The sequence below is a fragment of the Pseudomonas sp. DW-iso17 genome (assembly GCF_058725345.1).
Genome location: NZ_JBZXEA010000021.1, coordinates 241,431 through 257,880, shown reverse-complemented (window position 1 = coordinate 257,880; position 16,450 = coordinate 241,431). Strand labels below are relative to the sequence as shown.

Here is a 16,450-nt window from a genome sequence, read left to right as displayed (position 1 = left end):
TGTGGTGTCTGCGTCACAGTGGCTTTTGAGTCGTAGCGGTCAGAATTAAAAAAGTTTTGACTAGCACAGCATATCGCTTTAAACCTTTCATAAATGCGACATAGATTTGCGACATTTCGTCGCTAAATTTGTGAGCGTCTGTGTCGGTGTGTACAATGACCTCCCTTTTGCCCCCGCTAAGCCGGCGTACGTTCGGCGTGGAAGGTAACCGGTTGAATTGAAAAGAAATTTGCCTCGATATAAGAGGCAGCCTGGTGAGAAAGTGTCTATGAAAGCAGGTCTGTACCAACCCGATGAATTCAAGGATAACTGCGGTTTCGGCCTGATAGCCCACATGCAGGGCGAACCCAGTCATACCCTTTTGCAAACGGCCATCGAGGCCCTGACCTGCATGACCCACCGCGGTGGGATCAACGCCGACGGCAAGACCGGTGACGGCTGTGGCTTGCTGATTCAAAAGCCCGACCAGTTCCTGCGTGCTGTCGCCAAAGAGCAATTTGCGGTCGAACTGCCCAAGCAGTACGCCGTGGGCATGGTGTTTTTCAACCAGGACCCGGTAAAAGCCGAGGCCGCTCGCGAGAACATGAACCGCGAGATCGTTGCCGCCGGCCTGCAGATCGTCGGCTGGCGCAAAGTGCCCATCGACACCAGCGTACTCGGCCGTCTGGCCCTGGAGCGCCTGCCGCAGATCGAACAAGTGTTCATCGCCGGCGATGGCCTGAGCGACCAGGACATGGCGATCAAGCTGTTCACCTCCCGTCGTCGTTCGTCGGTGCTCAACGCCGCCGACACCGACCATTACATCTGCAGCTTTTCCCACAAGACCATCATTTATAAAGGCCTGATGATGCCGGCGGACCTCACCGCCTTCTATCCAGACCTGAGCGATGAGCGCCTGCAAACCGCAATCTGCGTGTTCCACCAGCGCTTCTCCACCAATACCCTGCCGAAATGGCCACTGGCCCAGCCATTCCGCTTCCTCGCCCACAACGGCGAGATCAATACCATCACTGGCAACCGCAACTGGGCCCAGGCCCGTCGCACCAAGTTCGCCAACGATTTGATGGACCTCGAAGAGCTCGGCCCGCTGGTCAATCGCGTGGGTTCCGACTCCTCCAGCATGGACAACATGCTCGAACTGATGGTCACCGGCGGCATCGACCTGTTCCGTGGCGTGCGCATGATCATTCCGCCAGCGTGGCAGAACGTCGAGACCATGGACCCGGACCTGCGTGCGTTCTACGAGTACAACTCGATGCACATGGAACCGTGGGACGGCCCGGCCGGCGTGGTCATGACCGACGGCCGCTATGCGGTGTGCCTGCTCGACCGTAACGGCCTGCGCCCGGCGCGTTGGGTGACCACCACCAACGGTTTCATCACCCTCGCCTCGGAAATCGGCGTGTGGGACTACAAGCCTGAAGACGTGATCGCCAAAGGCCGTGTGGGCCCTGGCCAGATCCTGGCCGTGGACACCGAGACCGGGCAGATCCTCGACACCGACGCCATCGACAACCGTTTGAAGTCGCGTCACCCGTACAAGCAATGGCTGCGCAAGAACGCCCTGCGCATCCAGGCGACCATGGAAGACAACGACCACGGTTCGGCTTTCTACGACATCGACCAGCTCAAGCAGTACATGAAGATGTATCAGGTCACGTTCGAAGAGCGCGACCAGGTGCTGCGCCCACTCGGTGAGCAAGGCTACGAAGCCGTAGGCTCCATGGGTGACGACACGCCAATGGCCGTGCTGTCCCAGCGCGTGCGCACGCCGTACGACTATTTCCGCCAGCAGTTCGCCCAGGTGACCAACCCACCGATCGACCCGCTGCGCGAAGCCATTGTGATGTCCCTGGAAGTGTGCCTCGGTGCCGAGCGCAACATCTTCCAGGAATCGCCTGAGCATGCGTCCCGCGTGATCCTCAGCTCGCCGGTCATTTCTCCGGCCAAATGGCGCTCGCTGATGACCCTGGAGCGTCCAGGCTTCGACCGCCAGATCATCGACCTGAACTACGACGAGAGCCTCGGCCTTGAAGCGGCTGTACGTAACGTTGCTGACCAGGCTGAAGAAGCCGTGCGCGCCGGCCGTACCCAGATCGTACTGACCGACCGCCACATCGCGCCGGGCAAGTTGCCGATCCACGCGTCCCTGGCGACCGGCGCGGTTCACCATCGCCTGACCGAAAAAGGCCTGCGCTGCGACTCCAATATCCTCGTGGAAACCGCCACCGCCCGCGACCCGCACCACTTTGCGGTGCTGATCGGTTTCGGCGCCTCGGCGGTGTACCCGTTCCTCGCGTACGAAGTGCTGGGTGACCTGATCCGTACCGGTGAAGTGCTGGGCGACCTCTATGAAGTGTTCAAGAACTACCGCAAGGGCATCACCAAGGGCCTGCTGAAGATCCTGTCGAAGATGGGCATCTCTACGGTCACCTCGTACCGTGGCGCTCAGTTGTTCGAAGCCATCGGCCTGTCCGAAGAAGTCTGCGAGCTGAGCTTCCGTGGCGTACCGAGCCGCATCAAAGGTGCGCGTTTCGTCGACATCGAAGCCGAGCAAAAAGCCCTGGCCTTGGAGGCCTGGAGCGCGCGCAAGCCGATCCAGCAAGGTGGCCTGCTCAAGTTCGTGCACGGTGGCGAATACCATGCCTATAACCCCGACGTGGTCAACACTCTGCAAGCCGCTGTGCAGCAGGGCGACTACGCCAAGTTCAAGGAATACACGAGCCTGGTGGATAACCGCCCGGTGTCGATGATCCGCGACTTGTTCAAGGTGAAGACCCTGGACACGCCGATGGACATCAGCCAAGTCGAGCCGCTGGAATCGATCCTCAAGCGTTTCGACTCCGCCGGTATTTCCCTGGGTGCCTTGTCGCCGGAAGCTCACGAAGCCCTGGCCGAAGCCATGAACCGCCTGGGTGCGCGTTCCAACTCCGGCGAAGGTGGTGAAGACCCGGCGCGCTACGGCACGCTCAAAAGCTCGAAAATCAAGCAGGTGGCCACCGGCCGCTTTGGTGTGACCCCCGAGTACCTGGTCAACGCCGAAGTGCTGCAGATCAAGGTGGCCCAAGGCGCCAAGCCGGGTGAGGGGGGGCAATTGCCCGGCGGCAAAGTCAACGGCCTGATCGCCAAGCTGCGTTACGCCGTACCGGGTGTGACGTTGATCTCGCCACCGCCGCACCATGACATCTACTCGATTGAAGACTTGTCGCAGCTGATCTTCGACCTCAAACAAGTCAACCCTCAGGCCCTGGTCTCGGTGAAACTGGTGGCAGAAGCCGGCGTCGGCACCATTGCCGCTGGCGTGGCCAAGGCCTATGCCGACCTGATCACCATCTCCGGCTACGACGGCGGCACTGGCGCGTCGCCGCTGACCTCGATCAAGTACGCCGGTGCACCGTGGGAACTCGGCCTGGCCGAAACCCACCAGACCCTGCGCGGCAACGATCTGCGCGGCAAGGTGCGAGTACAGACCGACGGCGGCCTGAAAACCGGCCTCGACGTGATCAAGGCCGCGATCCTCGGCGCCGAGAGCTTCGGCTTCGGCACCGCGCCCATGATCGCCCTGGGCTGCAAATACCTGCGCATTTGCCACTTGAACAACTGCGCTACCGGCGTAGCGACTCAGAACGAAAAACTGCGCAAGGATCACTACATCGGCACCGTCGACATGGTGGTGAATTTCTTCACCTACGTCGCCGAAGAAACCCGTGAGTGGCTGGCCAAGCTGGGCGTACGTTCGCTGGAAGAGCTGATCGGTCGCACCGACCTGTTGGATATCCTCGAAGGCCAGACCGCCAAGCAACAACATTTGGACCTCACCCCGCTGTTGGGCAGCGATCACATCCCGGCAGACAAGCCACAGTTCTGCCAGGTGGACCGCAACCCACCGTTCGACAAAGGCCTGCTGGCCGAGAAAATGGTCGAAATGGCCGGCTCCTCGATCAACGACGCCAGCGGTGGCGAATTCGCGCTGGATATCTGCAACTGCGACCGTTCCATCGGTGCTCGCATTTCCGGTGAAATCGCGCGCAAGCACGGCAACCAGGGCATGGCGAAAGCGCCGATCACCTTCCGCTTCAAGGGCACTGCGGGCCAAAGCTTCGGCGTGTGGAACGCCGGCGGCCTGCACATGTACCTGGAAGGCGACGCCAACGACTACGTGGGCAAGGGCATGACCGGCGGCAAGCTGGTCATCGTCCCGCCGGCTGGCAGCGTGTACAAGACCCAGGACAGCGCCATCATTGGCAACACCTGCTTGTACGGCGCCACCGGTGGCAAGCTGTTTGCCGCAGGTACCGCCGGTGAGCGTTTCGCCGTGCGTAACTCCGGTGCCCACACCGTGGTGGAAGGTACTGGCGATCACTGCTGCGAGTACATGACCGGAGGCTTTGTCGCGGTACTGGGCAAGACCGGTTACAACTTCGGTTCGGGCATGACCGGCGGTTTCGCCTACGTGCTCGACCAGGACAACACCTTCGTCGACAAGGTCAACCACGAGTTGGTCGAGATCCAGCGCATCAGCGGCGAAGCCATGGAGTCCTACCGGAACCACTTGCAGCACGTGCTGGACGAGTACGTCGAGGAAACCGGCAGCGAATGGGGTCGTAACCTCGCCGAAAACCTCGATGATTACCTGCGTCGTTTCTGGCTGGTCAAGCCCAAGGCTGCCAACCTGAAATCGTTGCTTTCCAGCATCCGTGCCAACCCGCAGTGATATGCGCCTGAACAGTTTGATGAGGTTTTAACATGGCTGAACGTCTGAATAACGACTTCCAGTTCATCGATGTCGGGCGCAAAGATCCGAAGAAGAAACTGTTGCGTCAACGCAAGAAAGAGTTCGTGGAAATCTACGAACCCTTCAAACCCCAGCACTCGGCCGACCAGGCCCATCGCTGCCTGGGTTGCGGTAACCCGTATTGCGAATGGAAGTGCCCGGTGCACAACTTCATTCCCAACTGGCTCAAGCTGGTGGCCGAGGGCAACATCCTCGCCGCCGCCGAGCTGTCTCACCAGACCAATACCCTGCCGGAAGTCTGCGGCCGGGTGTGTCCGCAAGACCGGCTGTGTGAAGGGGCCTGCACCCTCAACGACGGCTTCGGCGCGGTGACCATCGGTTCGGTGGAGAAGTACATCACCGACACCGCGTTCGCCATGGGCTGGCGCCCGGACATGTCCAAGGTCAAGCCAACCGGCAAGCGCGTCGCGATCATCGGTGCGGGCCCTGCTGGCCTAGGGTGTGCCGACGTGTTGGTGCGTGGCGGCGTGACTCCGGTGGTGTTCGACAAGAATCCGGAAATCGGTGGCTTGCTGACCTTCGGCATTCCCGAGTTCAAGCTGGAAAAAACCGTACTGAGCCACCGTCGTGAAGTGTTCACCGGCATGGGTATCGAGTTCCGTCTCAATACCGAAATCGGCAAAGACATCACCATGGAGCAACTGCTCGCCGAATACGATGCGGTGTTCATGGGCATGGGCACCTACACCTACATGAAGGGCGGCTTTGCCGGTGAGGACTTGCCAGGCGTGTATGACGCGCTCGACTTCCTGATCGCCAACGTCAACCGCAACCTGGGCTTTGAAAAGTCGCCGGAAGATTTCGTCGATATGAAGGGCAAGAAGGTCGTGGTGCTGGGCGGTGGCGACACCGCGATGGACTGCAACCGCACCTCGATCCGCCAGGGCGCCAAGTCGGTGACTTGCGCGTATCGCCGTGACGAAGCCAACATGCCCGGCTCGCGCAAAGAGGTGAAGAACGCCAAGGAAGAAGGCGTGAAATTCCTCTACAACCGCCAGCCGATCGCCATCGTCGGTGAAGACCGCGTCGAAGGTGTGAAGGTGGTCGAGACCCGTCTCGGCGAGCCGGATGCCCGTGGCCGTCGCAGCCCCGAGCCGATCCCGGGTTCCGAAGAAATCATCCCGGCTGACGCCGTGGTCATCGCCTTCGGTTTCCGCCCAAGCCCGGCACCGTGGTTCGAGCAGTTCGAGATCCAGACCGACAGCCAGGGCCGCGTCGTCGCCCCGGAGCAAGGCCAGTACAAGCACCAGACCAGCAACCCGAAGATCTTCGCCGGTGGCGACATGGTGCGTGGGTCGGACCTAGTGGTCACCGCGATCTTCGAAGGCCGTAACGCCGCCGAAGGTATCCTGGACTACCTGCAAGTCTGATGATCGTTCCCACGCTCCGCGTGGGAATGCCGCCAGGGACGCTCCGCGTCCCGAACAGCATGACGCGGAGCGTCACAGGAGGCGTTACCACGCGGAGCGTGGGAACGATCCTGCGGCGGCATTGCCGCGACAAATTGACCCGATAGACAAAAGGCACGGTGCATTCCGTGCCTTTTGCGTCGCGCTCTGAGAAAATGCCCGCACTTTTTTTGCGGATGCCGACATGACTGCCCTCAAGAACGACCGTTTCCTTCGTGCCCTGCTCAAGCAACCCGTAGACGTCACCCCGGTGTGGATGATGCGTCAAGCCGGTCGCTACCTGCCGGAATACCGCGCCAGTCGCGCCAATGCGGGCGATTTCATGAGCCTGTGCATGAACCCGGAGTTCGCCTGCGAAGTCACGATGCAGCCGCTGGACCGCTACCCACAACTGGACGCGGCCATCCTCTTCTCCGATATCCTCACCATCCCCGACGCCATGGGCCAAGGCCTGTACTTCGAAACCGGCGAAGGCCCGCGCTTCAAGAAAGTCGTCAGCACCCTGGCCGATATCGAAGCCCTGCCGATCCCTGATCCACACAAAGACCTGGGCTACGTGATGGACGCCGTGAGCACCATCCGCCGCGAGCTTAACGGCCGTGTGCCGCTGATCGGCTTTTCTGGCAGCCCATGGACCCTGGCCACCTACATGGTCGAAGGCGGCTCGTCGAAAGACTTCCGCAAGACCAAGGCCATGCTCTACGACAACCCGCAAGCCATGCACCTGTTGCTGGACAAGCTGGCGCAGTCGGTCACCTCCTACCTCAACGGCCAGATCATGGCGGGCGCCCAAGCGGTACAGATTTTCGACACCTGGGGCGGCAACCTGTCGGCGGCGGCGTACCAGGAGTTCTCCCTGGCCTACATGCGCAAGATCGTCAGCGGCCTGATCCGCGAACACGAAGGCCGTAAAGTGCCGGTGATCATGTTCACCAAGGGCGGCGGCCTGTGGCTGGAAAGCATCGCCGATGCCGGGGCCGATGCCCTGGGCCTGGACTGGACCTGCGATATCGGCGAAGCCCGCCGTCGCGTGGGCAACCAGGTCGCGCTGCAAGGCAACATGGACCCCACCGTGCTTTACGCCAAGCCGGAAGCGATCCGTGCCGAAGTCGGACGCATCCTGGCCAGCTATGGCAAGGGCAGTGGCCACGTGTTCAACCTTGGCCACGGTATCACCCCGGAAGTGAACCCGGAGCACGCGGGAGCGTTCTTGCGCGCAGTGCACGAACTGTCGGCGCAGTACCACGAGTAAAACGCAAAACAAACTGTGGGAGCTGGCTTGCCTGCGATGGCGGCGGCGAATTCAACACCGCCATCGCAGGCAAGCCAGCTCCCACATAAAGCCAATCGCGTCAGGTCTGCATATTTCCCAGTGGCGGCAACTTCGCCAGCTTCAACGCCACCAGCAACGCGCCAATCAGCAGCGCGACGATAAACCCGCCAATCCCGTTCCACCCGGCAAAGTGCCAGAAGAACCCACCCGCCGTCCCGGCAATGCTCGACCCCACGTAGTAGCAGAATAGGTACAGCGACGACGCTTGCCCCTTGGCTTTCACCGCACGGCGCCCGATCCAGCTGCTGGCGACCGAGTGGGCGCCGAAAAAGCCGAAGGTGAAGATCAGCATGCCCGGCACCACCAACCACAGCGGGGTGAACAGTGTCAGCGCCATGCCGGCGAGCATCAGCACGATGGTGCCCCACAGCACTCGGCGGCGGCCGAGGCGGTCGGCCAGGGAGCCGATCTTGGCCGAGCTGTAGATGCCCGACAGGTACACCACTGACAACAGGCCAACCACCGCCTGGCTCAGCTCATAGGGTGAGGCCAGCAGGCGATAGCCGATGTAGTTGAACATCGTCACGAAGGCGCCCATCAGCAGGAAGGCTTCAAGGAACAGCCACGGCAGGCCGGCGTCCTTGAAGTGCATGACGAAGCCGTCCACCAGGTTGCGCGGCTTGAGGCTGCTGGCGCGGAAGTTGCGCGACTCGGGGAGGATCCTCCAGAACACTGTGGCGGCGATCAATGCCAGGGCACCGATGATCAGCATTGCGGTGTGCCAGCTGACGAAGTCGATCAACACGCCGATGATCAGGCGCCCGCTCATGCCGCCAATCGCGTTGCCACCGATGTACAAACCCATGGCCAGGCCAATGTGTTGTGGGTGGATCTCTTCGCTCAGGTAGGTCATGGCCACGGCGGCCAGGCCGCTCAAGGACAGGCCCACCAGTGCGCGCATCAACAGGATGCCCTCCCAGCTCGGCATCAGGCCGCTGGCGATGGTGGCCAGCGCCGCACAGAACAACGCGGCAACCATCACCGGCTTGCGCCCCAGCCTGTCGGATATCGGCCCGGTGATCAGCAGGCCGCAGGCGAGCATCGCGGTGGCGACGGATAGAATCAGGCTGCTCTGCGCGGCATTGATGGAAAACTCGTGGGACAGCGCCGGCATCATCGGCTGCACGCAATACAACAGCGCAAAGGTGGCGAACCCGCCGGAGAACAGCGCCAGCACGGTGCGCATGAACATCGGCGTGCCTTTTTCGATGTACGCGTCGTTGAGCTGCGCCACTACGTCATCAAGGGCTGAGGGCGAGGTGTGTTGGGCAAGTGGGGCAACAGCAGGATTCACGGGGGACCTCGGGGAGGAAAGTCTGCCAGGACTGACAATACGAAAAAGAATATAGCTGGCTAATGATTCTTTCCAATATATTGTTCGACCTGTTTGATAGCTTTTACGACCTAATGAGGCTTGCATGGAATTTCGCCATTTGCGCTACTTCATCGCCGTTGCCGAAGAGCTGCACTTCGGCCGCGCCGCGCAGGTGCTGGGCATCTCGCAGCCGCCCCTGAGCCAGCAGATACAGGCGCTGGAACACGAGCTGGGCGCACGCTTGTTCGAGCGTACCAATCGTCGGGTCGAGCTGAGCGAGGCCGGGCGCTTGTTCTTGCAAGAGGCACGGCTGGTGCTGGCCCAGGTCGACAAGGCGGCAGATGTGGCGCGGCGTGCGCAGTTGGGGGAACTGGGTGAATTGAAGATCGGCTTTACCTCGTCTGCGCCGTTCAACGCCAGCATTCCCCAGGCGATCTTTGCCTTCCGCCAGGCATTCCCGGCGGTGCATCTGAACTTGCAAGAAATGAGTAGCACCCAAGTGGCCGAGTCGCTGGTGGATGAGTCGATTCAGGTGGGGCTGATGCGGCCTTTGCCCTTGCCCGACTCACTGAGCGTGGTCGAGTTGATGCGCGAACCCTTGGTAGCGGTACTGAGCGCCGGCCACCCGTTGGCGCAAGGCAGCGAGCGCGGCTTGTATCTGGAGCAATTGGCCGAGGAGCCTTTTGTGTTCTTCCCGCGCAGTTACGGCAGCGGCTTGTACGCGCAGTTGCTCAACCTGGCCCGCGACGCCGGGTTCAGCCCGCACTTTGCCCAGGAAGCAGGGGAAGCAATGACCATCATCGGCCTGGTGGCGGCGGGGTTGGGGGTATCGGTGCTGCCGGCGTCTTACCAGCGCATCCGCATTGATGGCGTGGTCTATCGCACCTTGCTCGACCCACAGGCGGTGACGGCGGTGTGGCTGGTGCAGCGTAAGGGCGCGCAAACGCCGATGGCGAAAGGGTTTGTGGAGTTGTTGACGCGTAAGGCCGCTCAATAACCTGTGGCGAGGGAGCTTGCTCCCACTGGGTCGCGTAGCGGCCCTAAAAAATGGGCCTGCTGCGCAGTCCAGCGGGAGCAAGCTCCCTCGCCACAAGGGGGTCAGTTTTGGGGCGAAGTATTTGCTTCATTCACGCTGTACGTACGCAACCCCGCCAGAATATCCCGATCCAGCATGCTCACCCAGCGGTTGTAGTTGCGATGGATCTTACCGTCCTTGTAGCCCAGGTCGCGGCTGTCGCGGTAGGTGATGGCGTAGCTGTTGCGGGTGTAGCGGATGTCGATGGCGGCGTAGAACTGGCCGCGCACGGTGATCTCGGCCTGCACCAGTTGTGGGCTCAGGCGTTGTACCGTCCACTCGCGTTTTTGCAGGGCGGCGACGATCACTTGCTTCATTTTTTCTTCGCTGACCTGGCTTGTGGCCGGTAACTCATGCTGGGTGTTGAGCACGGGTTTGCTGGTGCAGCCAGCCGTGGTCAGCAGGGCCAGGGTGATCAGGGCAGCGCGTAGCAGGGAAGACATTCCGTTTTCTCCAATCGATTAAAAAGTCAGGCCCAGCGGCGGAAGATCAACGAGGTGTTGACCCCGCCGAAGGCAAAGTTGTTGTTCATCACGTAGTCGTTGTGCATCTGGCGAAAGCCACCTTGCAGGTAGTCCAGCTCGCCGCATTGCGGGTCGACCGCGTCCAGGTTGAAGGTGTGCACGTACTGGTCGCGGTTCATCATCTCGATGCTGAACCACGATTCCAACGCCCCGCACGCGCCCAAGGTGTGCCCCAGGAAACTTTTCTGCGAACTGATCGGCATACGGCTGCCAAACAGGCTGCTGGTGGCCAGGGTTTCAGCGATGTCGCCCTGGTCGGTAGCCGTGCCGTGGCCGTTCACGTAGCCGATGGCGGACGGTTCAAGACCTGCGTCTTCCAGGGCCAGCTCCATGGCGCGGCGCATGGTTTTCTGTTCCGGGCGGGTGGTGTGCTGGCCGTCGGCGTTGCTGCCGAAGCCGACCAGCTCCGCATGAATATGCGCGCCTCGCGCGAGTGCGTGTTCCAACTCTTCGAGCACCAACATGCCGCCACCTTCACCGATCACCAGGCCGTCGCGGCCGCTGTCGTAGGGACGAGGGCTGGTTTGCGGCGCATCGTTTTTCAGGCTGGTGGCGTACAGCGCATCAAACACCATGGCTTCGGTGGGGCACAGTTCTTCTGCGCCGCCCGCAAGCATCAACGGCAGGCGCCCGAACTTGATTGCCTCATAGGCGTAGCCGATGCCCTGGCTGCCGCTGGTGCAGGCGCTGGAGGTAGGAATCAGCCGGCCCGTGAGGCCAAAGAAGATGCTGATATTTGCCGCCGTGGTGTGCGGCATCATGCGCACATAGGAGTTGGCATTGAGCCCCTCGGCCACCGAGTTGAGCAGCATATTGCCGAACGCCTTGATCTCATCGGTGCTGCCGGTGGACGAGCCACAGGCCACGCCCATGCGCCCGTCCTTGATCGACTCGTCACCCAGCAAGCCGGCGTCCCGCAACGCCTGCTCCGCCGCCCACACCGCCAGGCGCGAGACGCGGCCCATGCTGCGCAGTTGTTTGCGCGTCCAGTGAGCGGGCACGACGAAATCGTCGATAGGGCCGGCCAGGCGCGTGTTCAGTTCGGTGAAACGGTCCCACTCATCCATGCGCCGAATGCCGCTGCGGTTGGCGCGAAAGTTCGCGGCGATGGTGTCCCAGTCGCTGCCCAGGGAGGTCACGCCGGCCATGCCGGTGACGACAACGCGCTTCATCAGCACAGGCCCCCGTTCACGGCCAGCACCTGGCGCGTGATGTAGCCGGCTTCGGCCGACATCAGGAAGTTCACGGCGCCAGCGACTTCTTCCGGCGTGCCCATGCGTTGGGCCGGGATCATTTTCATCAGTTCTTCTACCGGCACGTTTTCATCCAGCATCGCGGTGTCGATCAGGCCCGGCGCCACGCAGTTGACGGTGATCTTGCGCTTGCCCAATTCAATGGCCAGCGCCTTGGCCGCACCGATCAAGCCGGCTTTGGAGGCGCTGTAGTTGACCTGGCCGCGGTTGCCGATCAGCCCGGACACCGAGGTGATACACACGATACGCCCGGCGGCGCGGCGCCGAATCATCGGCATCATCACCGGGTGCAGCACGTTGTAGAAACCATCCAGGTTGGTGCGCATCACCACATCCCAATCGTCTTCCGACAGCGCAGGAAAGGCGCCGTCGCGGGTCAGGCCGGCATTGAGCACCACGCCGTAATAGGCGCCATGCTGCTCCACATCGGCCTCAAGGATCTCTTTGCACGCAGCGCGATCGGCCACGTCGAACTGCAGCACGCGTGCCTCGCGCCCCAGGGCTTGGACCTCGAGCTGTACCGCGTCGGCTTCGGCACGGCCGCTGCGGCAATGCAGCACGATGTCATGGCCGGCCTGAGCCAGGCGCAGGGCAATGGCGCGGCCGATGCCACGGCTGGAGCCGGTGACCAGTACGGATTCAGTCATGGCGTTTCGTCCTTCGATTCATCTAAATAGTTGGCCGCCTGGGGCGGTCGAAATACGTTCAAGCGCGCGCTGGCCTGGATACCGTCGCCGGTGAGGTGGCATTCGAACACGCCCATGCCGTTGTCGTCTTCCAGGGAGCGCAGGCCGTGGATATTCAGCTCGGCACCGGCCGGGAAGTGCTCCACGTTGCACTCGAACTTACGTGTGCCCAACAGGAAACCGAGTTCCACGGCCTTGCCTTGCTGGCGTGCATGGCAACCGGCATAGGCGGCGACGCTTTGCGCCATCAGCTCGATGCCGACCCAGGCGGGCAGGCTACCGTCAGCACGGTTGAACAGGCCGCCGGGCTTGACGGTGACGCGGGTGTGGATCTGCTCTTCATCGAACGACAGCACCTGGTCGATCAGGATCATGTCGCCCGCATGGGGCAGCAGTTCGGCAAGTGGCCAATCGATCATGGGGCCTCTGCGATTATCAGGCTGACATTGTTACCGCCGAAGGCAAACGAGTTGCTCATCAGGCAGGGTTTTTTCAAGCTGTCGCCGCTGCGCGCCCATTGCAACGCGGGCAGCGCCGGGTCGGGGTGGCCGTCCCATACGTGGGGTGGCAGCAGGCGATGGGTCAGGCTCAGCCAGCAGAACGCGGCTTCCAGTGCCCCGGCAGCGCCGAGGGTGTGGCCGGTCATGGGCTTGGTCGATGAGCAGGCGACGCCGCCTGGAAACAGGCTGGCGACCGCCAGGCTTTCCATGGCGTCGTTGTGTTGGGTTGCGGTGCCGTGCAGGTTCAGGTAGCCGATCTGCTCGGGCGAAAGCTTTGCACTGGCCAGGGCCTTGCGCATGGCCAGCAACGCGCCCTTGCCGCTGGGCTCGGGCGCAGAGATATGGTGCGCGTCGCAACTGGCGCCGCTGCCCAGCAAGGCGATGGGGGCCGGCTCGCGGCTCATCAGGAACAGCACCGCCGCTTCACCGATATTGATGCCGTTGCGGTTCACCGAGAACGGATTACAGCGCTCCGCAGACACGGCTTCCAGCGCGGTAAACCCGTTCAGCGTCAGCTTGCACAGGCTGTCCACGCCGCCGCAGATCACCGCATCGCACACCCCCAGGTCCAACAGGCGCTGGGCGCTCATCAATGCTCGGGCGCTGGAGGTGCAGGCGGTGGAAATCACATAGGCCGGGCCGCTCACGTTCAACCAGTCAGCGAGGAAGTTGGCCGGGGCGCTGAGTTCCTGTTGCTGGTAATCGTAGTCGGCGGGGAACTGCGTGTTTTGCAGGTAATGGGCAATGCCACGGCTGGCTTCGTCAATGCCCGAGGTGCTGGTGCCGAGCACAACCCCGACCCGGCCAGGGCCGTAGGTTTGGATGGCCTGACGAATCTGATCTTCAATTTGCAGCGCCGCTTCCAACAGCAACTGGTTATTGCGACTGCTTTGCTTGGCCAGTTCCGGGGGCAGGCTCGCCAGTTCGCCGTGTACGGCGGCCACCGGCACGACGCGCTCCGGCACCCAGCCGCTTTCGGCACGCATGCCCGAGCAGTCGCCGGCAAACAGCTTGCGGCTGACTTGCGGCTGGCCACGGCCAAGGGCGCAGATCACGCCAAGGGCATTGAGGTAGGCGGTCATCGGCTCACACCCAACGGGGTGATGCGGTAACTCAATGGCGGGTCGGCTATGTTCACAGTGAACACCTCCGAAGACTGATAGACGATCTGCCAGTGGCCCGGCAGCGTGCGCGTCAGGTCCATGGCCTGGGCCGTGGGATACAACGCTGGTACGTCACCGGGCGCGGTCAGGGCAAACAGCAGCGCGGCAAATAGCGTGCGCGCCTGGGGGTTGGGCGGCAGCAAGCCGTCTGCCTGCCACTGCCCATCAAGCAGTTTTTGCCGGGCCAGGGGAATGCCCAGCGGGTCCATCATCGACCAGCGAATCGTGCGGCCTTCGCGCTGGATCACCAGCAGCCAGTCCTGACTCTGGCCGTCTGCCAGGCGCTGCACATGCAATTGCATCGGCAAGGCCAGGGCCGGCATTTTTTCCGGCAGCGGCGCCTGGCTGGCACAGGCACCGAGCAGCAACAGGCAACTTATCAACAGCAGGCGCATCATGGGACCGCATTCTCCACAGGTTTACGGGCCACGCAATTGACCAGGGTTTCCTCGCGCTGGCCCACAGGCGGTGCCTTGCGCAGGCCCCAGCGTTCCAGCAGGCCGAAGTCACTGGAACGGCTCCACCACAAGTAAGGGTACGAAATGTTCTGTGCAGCGAACTCAAAGCCCTGCTCGCGCAGCATCTCCAGGTATTCTTCGGCGCTCTTTTGCACATGCATCGGGTGGCGGAACAGCCAGCGAATCACCCAGGTGTCGATGTAAGCTTCGGTGGATTCGGCAAACAGCAGATAGCCGCCCGGCTTGAGCACCCGATAGAACTCCTTGAGTGCGCGATGTTGTTCCACCAGATGATGGAAGGTCTGGTGGCAGAACAGGATATCGACGCTGGCATCCGCTAGGTTGAGGGTCGCGCAGTCGCTGCCGATCAGCTCGACGTCCAGGCCCAGCCGCGCGGCTTCTTCGCGGCTCAGTGCCAGGCTGTGAGGGTCCGCATCCAGGCCGATCAGGCGCGAAGGCGCAAATACCTGATGCAGCAACTGGAAGGATTTGCCTTGGCCGCAACCGGCATCCAGCAACACCGGCGCCACCGGCAGCGGCTCGCTGAACAGGCTGCGCAGGTCATTGATCGCCACGCGCAACACGTGATGCTGCCAGGTATGGCTGCGCAGGAACCAGAAACCGAACTTGGTTTCTTCGACGTAGTTTTGACTCAGGTAGTTTTTTTCGACGCCCGGGCTGCTCATACCGCTTCACTCGCACAAATATCCGACAACATCCGCAAGCGCCGTTTCGGCTCGCTGACAAACGGGTTGCGTTCATCCCAGGCGTAACCGGCCAGGATAGAGCTGATCATGCGGCGAATCTCCGGTGAACTGCCAGGATGGAAAATCACGTCCTGGAACGTGCCCGCATACCAACCCTCGACGTAGCAACGGAAGGTATCGACACCGCGCTTGAGCGGTTCGGCGAACTCGGTTTGCCAGTCCACCGTTTCGCCGCTCAATTGGCGGTGCAGCACCCCTGCGGCCATGCTCGCCGAACGCATGGCAATGGTCACGCCGGAAGAGAACACCGGGTCGAGGAATTCGGCCGCATTGCCCAGTAGCGCAAAGCCTGGGCCGTGCAGGGATTTGACGTTGGCCGAGTAGCCGCCGATGGTGCGCGCCGGGGTGTCCCAGACGGCATTTTGCAGCACGCCGGACAGGCTTGGGGTTTGCTCGATAAAGTCGCGCAGGCAGGCGTCGAGGTCGCTGTCGGCACCCTCGAAATGCTCCTTGGCCGCGACCACGCCCACCGAGCAACGGCCGTTACTGAACGGGATGGTCCAGAACCAGATGTCGCGCTGGGTCGGGTGAGTGGTCACCAGGATTTTGCTGCGGTCAAAGCCTGGGTGTTCGATACGGTCCTCGACGTGGGTGAATACGGCCTGGCGCAGCGGGAAATTCGACGGTGCTTCCAGGTCCAGCAGGCGTGGCAACACACGGCCATAGCCACTGGCATCGAGCACGAACCTCGCCTTGAGGTGGTACTCGCTGCCATTCTGGCGGCGCACATGCAAATACCGGCTCTCGGCAGAAAAATCCACGCCGACAATGGTTTGGCCATAGCGGATTTCCACGCCTTGCAGTGCCGCCTGGTCGGCCAGCAATTTGTCGAACTCGCCGCGCTGCACCTGGAAGGTGGTGGGCTTGCCGTTGCTGAAGGTGTCGCTGAAATCAAAGGCACTGTAGCGCTCGCCCCAGGCGAAGGCCGCGCCGGTTTTTACCTGGAAGCCTGCAGCTTGCACAGCGTCGAGCATGCCGGCTTCTTCGATAAAGTCGATGCAGTGCGACAGCAGGCTTTCGCCAATCGAGAAACGCGGGAAATGCTCGCGCTCGATGATCAATACATCATGCCCTTTGCGCTTTAACAGCGCGGCCGCGATGGCACCGGAAGGCCCGGCACCGATCACCACTACCTGGCGACGTTCCATTTCAACTGTGGGCACGAGGGCTCC

At 62.0% G+C, this 16,450-nt stretch carries 13 protein-coding genes; 4 read left to right on the top strand and 9 right to left on the bottom strand.

Annotated elements, in window-relative coordinates; translation table 11 throughout:
* Positions 1-268: 268 nt before the first annotated feature.
* The 3 genes from gltB (at position 269) to hemE (ending at position 7,456) form a co-directional block, all read left to right on the top strand.
* Positions 269-4,714 carry a glutamate synthase large subunit gene (gene gltB / locus AC4PS6_RS15545; RefSeq protein WP_019818335.1) on the top strand — a complete coding sequence of 1,482 codons (4,446 nt, stop codon included), beginning with the start codon at positions 269-271 and terminating at the stop codon, positions 4,712-4,714.
* A 32-nt stretch (positions 4,715-4,746) separates the two neighbouring features.
* Positions 4,747-6,165 (top strand): FAD-dependent oxidoreductase, encoded by a 1,419-nt coding sequence (locus tag AC4PS6_RS15540; RefSeq protein WP_003187920.1) that lies wholly within the window; start codon positions 4,747-4,749, stop codon positions 6,163-6,165.
* A 223-nt stretch (positions 6,166-6,388) separates the two neighbouring features.
* On the top strand, positions 6,389-7,456 hold the full coding sequence (gene hemE / locus AC4PS6_RS15535; RefSeq protein ID WP_058410936.1) for a uroporphyrinogen decarboxylase: 1,068 nt from the start codon (positions 6,389-6,391) through the stop codon (positions 7,454-7,456).
* A 100-nt stretch (positions 7,457-7,556) separates the two neighbouring features.
* Here hemE and AC4PS6_RS15530 read toward each other — a convergent pair whose 3' ends face one another.
* Positions 7,557-8,771 (bottom strand): MFS transporter, encoded by a 1,215-nt coding sequence (locus AC4PS6_RS15530; RefSeq protein WP_019818333.1) that lies wholly within the window; start codon positions 8,769-8,771, stop codon positions 7,557-7,559.
* Between the two features lie 184 nt (positions 8,772-8,955).
* Between AC4PS6_RS15530 and AC4PS6_RS15525 the strand changes: the two genes are divergently transcribed.
* Positions 8,956-9,849: a LysR family transcriptional regulator gene (locus AC4PS6_RS15525; protein ID WP_336826776.1), complete on the top strand. Its 894-nt coding sequence runs from the start codon at positions 8,956-8,958 to the stop codon at positions 9,847-9,849.
* A gap of 101 nt (positions 9,850-9,950) precedes the next feature.
* Here the strand turns inward: AC4PS6_RS15525 and AC4PS6_RS15520 are convergent, their stop codons facing one another.
* From AC4PS6_RS15520 to AC4PS6_RS15485, 8 genes are read right to left on the bottom strand one after another with little or no spacing between them, the layout of a single operon-like run.
* Complete coding sequence (locus tag AC4PS6_RS15520) at positions 9,951-10,370, bottom strand: hypothetical protein (RefSeq protein WP_020301670.1); 420 nt, start codon at positions 10,368-10,370, stop codon at positions 9,951-9,953.
* Between the two features lie 26 nt (positions 10,371-10,396).
* Positions 10,397-11,623 carry a beta-ketoacyl-ACP synthase gene (locus AC4PS6_RS15515; RefSeq protein ID WP_014716588.1) on the bottom strand — a complete coding sequence of 409 codons (1,227 nt, stop codon included), beginning with the start codon at positions 11,621-11,623 and terminating at the stop codon, positions 10,397-10,399.
* Positions 11,623-12,351 (bottom strand): 3-oxoacyl-ACP reductase FabG, encoded by a 729-nt coding sequence (gene fabG, locus AC4PS6_RS15510; RefSeq protein ID WP_014716589.1) that lies wholly within the window; start codon positions 12,349-12,351, stop codon positions 11,623-11,625. Before fabG ends, AC4PS6_RS15515 begins: the two co-directional genes overlap by 1 nt.
* Positions 12,348-12,809: a hotdog family protein gene (locus tag AC4PS6_RS15505; protein WP_103451937.1), complete on the bottom strand. Its 462-nt coding sequence runs from the start codon at positions 12,807-12,809 to the stop codon at positions 12,348-12,350. Before AC4PS6_RS15505 ends, fabG begins: the two co-directional genes overlap by 4 nt.
* Positions 12,806-13,972, bottom strand: a complete 1,167-nt coding sequence (locus AC4PS6_RS15500; protein ID WP_103451935.1) for a beta-ketoacyl-[acyl-carrier-protein] synthase family protein — start codon at positions 13,970-13,972, stop codon at positions 12,806-12,808. Before AC4PS6_RS15500 ends, AC4PS6_RS15505 begins: the two co-directional genes overlap by 4 nt.
* Positions 13,969-14,451 (bottom strand): hypothetical protein, encoded by a 483-nt coding sequence (locus AC4PS6_RS15495; protein ID WP_336826777.1) that lies wholly within the window; start codon positions 14,449-14,451, stop codon positions 13,969-13,971. The genes AC4PS6_RS15500 and AC4PS6_RS15495 overlap by 4 nt, the downstream gene beginning before the upstream one ends.
* The gene (locus AC4PS6_RS15490) at positions 14,448-15,197 is read right to left on the bottom strand and encodes a class I SAM-dependent methyltransferase (RefSeq protein ID WP_103451931.1); all 750 of its coding nucleotides are present in this window, start codon (positions 15,195-15,197) and stop codon (positions 14,448-14,450) included. The genes AC4PS6_RS15495 and AC4PS6_RS15490 overlap by 4 nt, the downstream gene beginning before the upstream one ends.
* Entirely contained in the window at positions 15,194-16,441 is a 1,248-nt protein-coding gene (locus AC4PS6_RS15485) for an NAD(P)/FAD-dependent oxidoreductase (protein WP_103451929.1), read from the bottom strand. The genes AC4PS6_RS15490 and AC4PS6_RS15485 overlap by 4 nt, the downstream gene beginning before the upstream one ends.
* Positions 16,442-16,450: the final 9 nt, after the last annotated feature.

Coding starts and splice junctions, on each gene's coding strand:
- AC4PS6_RS15505 (WP_103451937.1), bottom strand. CDS start 12,809: ATGATCGATTGGCCACTTGCCGAACTGCTGCCCCATGCGGGCGACATG.
- gltB (WP_019818335.1), top strand. CDS start 269: ATGAAAGCAGGTCTGTACCAACCCGATGAATTCAAGGATAACTGCGGT.
- hemE (WP_058410936.1), top strand. CDS start 6,389: ATGACTGCCCTCAAGAACGACCGTTTCCTTCGTGCCCTGCTCAAGCAA.
- AC4PS6_RS15540 (WP_003187920.1), top strand. CDS start 4,747: ATGGCTGAACGTCTGAATAACGACTTCCAGTTCATCGATGTCGGGCGC.
- AC4PS6_RS15520 (WP_020301670.1), bottom strand. CDS start 10,370: ATGTCTTCCCTGCTACGCGCTGCCCTGATCACCCTGGCCCTGCTGACC.
- AC4PS6_RS15495 (WP_336826777.1), bottom strand. CDS start 14,451: ATGATGCGCCTGCTGTTGATAAGTTGCCTGTTGCTGCTCGGTGCCTGT.
- fabG (WP_014716589.1), bottom strand. CDS start 12,351: ATGACTGAATCCGTACTGGTCACCGGCTCCAGCCGTGGCATCGGCCGC.
- AC4PS6_RS15515 (WP_014716588.1), bottom strand. CDS start 11,623: ATGAAGCGCGTTGTCGTCACCGGCATGGCCGGCGTGACCTCCCTGGGC.
- AC4PS6_RS15490 (WP_103451931.1), bottom strand. CDS start 15,197: ATGAGCAGCCCGGGCGTCGAAAAAAACTACCTGAGTCAAAACTACGTC.
- AC4PS6_RS15525 (WP_336826776.1), top strand. CDS start 8,956: ATGGAATTTCGCCATTTGCGCTACTTCATCGCCGTTGCCGAAGAGCTG.
- AC4PS6_RS15500 (WP_103451935.1), bottom strand. CDS start 13,972: ATGACCGCCTACCTCAATGCCCTTGGCGTGATCTGCGCCCTTGGCCGT.